We start from the raw sequence: 4,400 nt of genomic DNA, 5'->3' as shown, positions 1-4,400 counted from the left end.
GAGGACCGTGCGCGTGACCGGGCCGACCTGGTCGAGGCTGGAGGCCAACGCGATCGAGCCATAGCGGCTTACGGCGCCGTAGGTCGGTTTCACGCCGACGGTGCCCGTCACATGGGCCGGCTGGCGAATCGAGCCTCCGGTGTCGGAGCCGAGAGCCAAGGGCGCTTCGAAGGCCGCGACGGCCGCGGCGGAGCCACCGCCGGAGCCACCGGGAATCCGGTCGAGATCCCACGGGTTGCGAGTGGGGCCGTACGCGGAGTGCTCCGTCGACGAGCCCATCGCGAACTCGTCCATGTTGGTCTTGCCCAGCGGAACGAGACCGGCGGCACGCGCACGCGCCACGACCGTCGCATCGTACGGTGACATGTAGCCCTCGAGAATGCGCGACCCGCTCGTGGTGGGCTGATCGGTCGTCACCAGCACGTCTTTGATCGCGAGCGGAACGCCGGCCAACGGGTGAAGGCTCTCCCCTGCGCTGCGCTGCGCGTCGATCGACTCTGCCGCCCGGAGCGCGTCCTCGTTGACGTACAGGAAGGCGTTCACGCCAGCGTCGACGGCGGCGATGCGGTCGAGGTGCGCCTGGGTGGCCTCGACGCTGGAGACCTCGCCGGTGCTGAGCTTGTCGGCGAGTTCAGCCGCGGTGAATCTGATCAGTTCGCTCACTGCTCTTCCCCCAGAATCGCCGTCACACGGAAGCGACCGTCGGCCGCATCCGGCGCGTTCTGCAGCACCTGCTCGTGCGTCAGCGTCTCGCCGACCACATCAGGGCGGAACACGTTCGCCAGAGCGATGGGATGGCTGGTGGCGACGACATCGGCGGTCGCGACCTCCGACACCTTGGCGATGTTGTCGACAATCGCGTCGAGCTGGCCGGTCAGCTTCGACACCTCGTCATCGTTCAGCTGGATGCGTGCAAGCACGCCGAGATGGCGCACGAGTTCAGGGGTGATTTCAGACACCCTCCCAGTGTAGTTCGCCCCGTTCGCTCTGCCGTGCGCCGCGAGTGCCCATAGGCTGTCGATATGACGACGTACGTTCCTCCTCGTCCCTGGATCGCCAGCTATGCCGACGGTGTTCCGAAAGATCTGCCCGAGGTCTCAGGGTCGCTTCTCGATATCGTCACGGATTCTGCGCGTGATTATCCGGATGCTGTGGCGCTGCAGTTCTTCGGGCAGGAGACCACCTATGCGGAGATGCAGGACGCCATCGCGTGTGCCGCATCCGGACTACGCGAGCTGGGTGTGCACGCCGGTGACACCGTCGCGATCGTGCTGCCGAACTGTCCCCAGCACATCGTCGCCTTCTATGCGGTCCTGCGGTTGGGTGCCGTCGTCGTCGAGCACAATCCGCTGTACACGGCCAGAGAGCTGCGCAAGCAGTTCGAAGACCACGGCGCCAAGCACGCCATCGTGTGGAGCAAGGTCGTGGGGACCCTGCAGGAGTTTCCCGCCGACCTCGCCGTGACGTCTCTGGTCTCGGTCGATGTCACCACAGCTATGCCGTTCTTCACGCGACTCGCCCTGAAGCTGCCCATCGCGAAGGCTCGCGAGTCCCGCGCAGCCCTCACCGAGAAGGTCCGTGGTGCGATCGAGTGGAAGCAGGTCGTGAGATCGCAGCCGCTTCCGGCGTCGCATCCGCTCCCTGCCACTGACGACCTGGCGATCATCCAGTACACCTCCGGGACGACCGGCACGCCGAAGGGAGCCGCGCTCACCCACCGAAACCTGCTCTCCAACGCCGCTCAGTCGCAGGCCTGGGTGCCATCGATCCAGCGCGGCGACGGATGCGTCGTCTACGCCGTGCTTCCCATGTTCCACGCCTACGGGCTCACGCTCTGCCTGACGTTTGCGATGTCCATGGGTGCGCGTCTGGTCCTGTTTCCCAAGTTCGACCCCGACCTCGTTCTGGATGTCGTCAAGAAGCATCCGGCCACGTTCCTCCCGCTCGTTCCTCCCATCGCCGAGCGTCTGCTGAGCGCCGCCCGCACCCAGGGCGTCTCCCTCACCGGTATCGAGGTCGCCATCTCTGGCGCCATGGCCCTCCCGCATGAGGTGGTCGTCCCCTTCGAAGAGGCCAGCGGCGGGTACTTGGTCGAGGGCTACGGGCTCAGCGAGTGCTCTCCCGTGCTGATGGCGAACCCCGTCGCCGACAATCGCGTGCCGGGCACCGTCGGGCTGCCGTTGCCGGGCACCGAGTGCCGTGTGGTCGATCCGGACGAGCCCACGCGCGACGTTCCGGCAGGGAGCCCGGGCGAGCTCGTCGTGCGCGGGCCACAGGTGTTCAGCGGGTACTACGGAAAGCCAGAAGCGACAGAGGCAGCGTTCGTCGACGGTTGGTATCGCACCGGCGATATCGTCACGATCGATGACGACGGGTTCGTGCGGATCGTCGACCGCATCAAAGAGCTGATCATCACCGGTGGCTTCAACGTCTCACCCACCGAGGTCGAGAACGTCGTGCGTCAGCATCCGTCCGTCGACGACGTAGCCGTAGTGGGCCTGCCCAGCGAACACTCCGGAGAAGAAGTCGTCGCCGCGGTCGTTCTCGACGAGGGCGCCGAGCTCGACGAGGAGTCGATTCGCGGGTTCGCGCGCGGCATCCTCACGCCCTACAAGGTGCCACGACGCATCTTCGTGGTCGACGAATTGCCGAAGTCTCTGATCGGCAAGGTTCTGCGCCGACAGGTCAAAGAAAAGATCCTCTCGCTCACCACCGACACCTGAGTGCCGCGTCTTCACAGGCACGGCGCACCTCGGGGCGCTACCTTTAGTTAGTGACCCCAAAAGACGCACCCCTGAACGAGCCCGCCGACGAGTCCCCTGTAACACCCGGATTCGAGGAGCTCGGCGTCACCGGGCCCGTGCTGAAAGCCATCCGCGACCTCGGCTACGAGACCCCTTCGCCCATCCAAGCCGCCACGATCCCCCTGCTGCTGCAGGGGCGTGACGTATTGGGAACGGCGCAGACCGGCACAGGTAAGACCGCCGCTTTCGCGCTTCCCGTGCTAGAGAATCTCGATCTCACGCAGAAGACTCCGCAGGCGCTCGTGCTCGCGCCGACCCGTGAGCTCGCCCTGCAGGTGTGCGAGGCATTCGAATCGTATTCGTCGAAGATGAAGGGCGTGCATGTGCTGCCGGTTTACGGCGGCCAGGGCTATGGGCAGCAGCTGTCGGCTTTGCGTCGTGGCGTTCACATCGTCGTCGGCACGCCCGGCCGCATCATGGATCACCAGGCCAAGGGCACCCTCGATCTGTCCGAGCTGAAGTACCTCGTGCTCGACGAGGCCGATGAGATGCTCAAGATGGGCTTCGCCGAAGATGTCGAGCAGATCCTCGCTCAGACGCCTTCCGACAAGCAGGTCGCGCTGTTCTCGGCCACGATGCCGGCTGCGATCCGCCGCCTGGCCCAGAAGTACCTGAACACGCCGGAAGAAGTGGCGATCACGGCGAAGACCACCACCAACCAGAACATCACCCAGCGCTACCTCGTCGTCTCGTACCAGCAGAAGGTCGATGCTCTCACCCGCATCCTCGAGGTCGAGAACTTCGACGGTATGATCGTCTTCGTCCGCACGAAGAACGAGACCGAGACTCTTGCAGAGAAGCTGCGTGCCCGCGGCTATTCCGCTGCGGCGATCAACGGCGATGTACCGCAGGTGCAGCGCGAGCGCAGCGTCAACCAGCTCAAAGACGGAAAGCTCGACATTCTCGTCGCCACCGACGTCGCAGCGCGCGGACTCGATGTCGAGCGCATCAGCCACGTCGTGAACTTCGACATCCCCACCGACACCGAATCGGATGTGCACCGCATCGGTCGCACCGGTCGCGCCGGCCGCAGCGGTGATGCGATCAGCTTCATCACCCCGCGTGAACGTTACCTCCTGAAGCACATCGAGAAGGCAACGCGCCAGCAGCCGACGCAGATGCAGCTGCCGACCACCGAGGACGTCAACACCACACGCCTCGCCCGCTTCGACGACGCCATCACCGCAGCGCTGGGCGCTGGCGACCGCATCGAGAAGTTCCGCGACATCATCGCCCACTACGTGCGTAACCACGACGTTCCCGAAGCCGATGTCGCCGCAGCGCTCGCCGTCGTCGCGCAAGGGGACACTCCCCTGTTGCTCGATCCCGAGAACGACGCGCTGACGGCTGCGGTGGCCCGCGACAACCGCCCGCCGAGGGAAGGGCGCGATCGGCCGGCGCGCGAGCCGCGTGAGCGGCGCGGTCGCGGCGACTACGCACCGTATCGGATCGAGGTCGGCCGCCGGCACCGTGTCGAGCCGCGGCAGATCGTCGGCGCGCTCGCCAACGAGGGCGGACTCGGCCGCGACGACTTCGGCGCGATCAACATCAAGCCAGACTTCTCCATCGTCGAGCTGCCCGCGACGATGGATGCGG

The 4,400-nt window shown here is 65.8% G+C and carries 4 protein-coding genes; 2 read left to right on the top strand and 2 right to left on the bottom strand.

From position 1 onward, the window contains the following. Together Q1J95_RS14890 and gatC are read right to left on the bottom strand one after the other, a co-directional pair. A partial coding sequence (locus tag Q1J95_RS14890; protein WP_300269038.1) for an amidase occupies nt 1-663 on the bottom strand: 663 nt, incomplete at its 3' end. Beyond that, nucleotides 660-959, bottom strand: coding sequence for an Asp-tRNA(Asn)/Glu-tRNA(Gln) amidotransferase subunit GatC (gene gatC, locus Q1J95_RS14885; RefSeq protein ID WP_300269035.1), 300 nt, complete (start codon nt 957-959; stop codon nt 660-662). The genes gatC and Q1J95_RS14890, both read right to left, overlap by 4 nt. 63 nt (nt 960-1,022) lie before the next feature. On the opposite strand from gatC, the gene Q1J95_RS14880 reads away from it, so the two are divergent. After that, complete coding sequence (locus tag Q1J95_RS14880) at nt 1,023-2,723, top strand: long-chain-fatty-acid--CoA ligase (RefSeq protein ID WP_300269032.1); 1,701 nt, start codon at nt 1,023-1,025, stop codon at nt 2,721-2,723. Between the two features lie 50 nt (nt 2,724-2,773). After that, nucleotides 2,774-4,400, top strand: a 1,627-nt coding sequence (locus tag Q1J95_RS14875) for a DEAD/DEAH box helicase (RefSeq protein ID WP_300269029.1), incomplete at its 3' end; no start/stop codon positions are given.

Origin of the sequence: Microbacterium sp., assembly GCF_029263575.1 — a bacterium.
In the GTDB taxonomy this organism is placed as follows: Bacteria; Actinomycetota; Actinomycetes; order Actinomycetales; family Microbacteriaceae; genus Microbacterium.
Note: the sequence above shows the minus strand (reverse complement) of the source record. Positions and strands in the feature narration are given on the sequence as shown.

Bases quoted from the DNA above. Each gene is read 5' to 3' on its own strand.
- Q1J95_RS14880 (WP_300269032.1), top strand. From the start codon at position 1,023: ATGACGACGTACGTTCCTCCTCGTCCCTGGATCGCCAGCTATGCCGAC.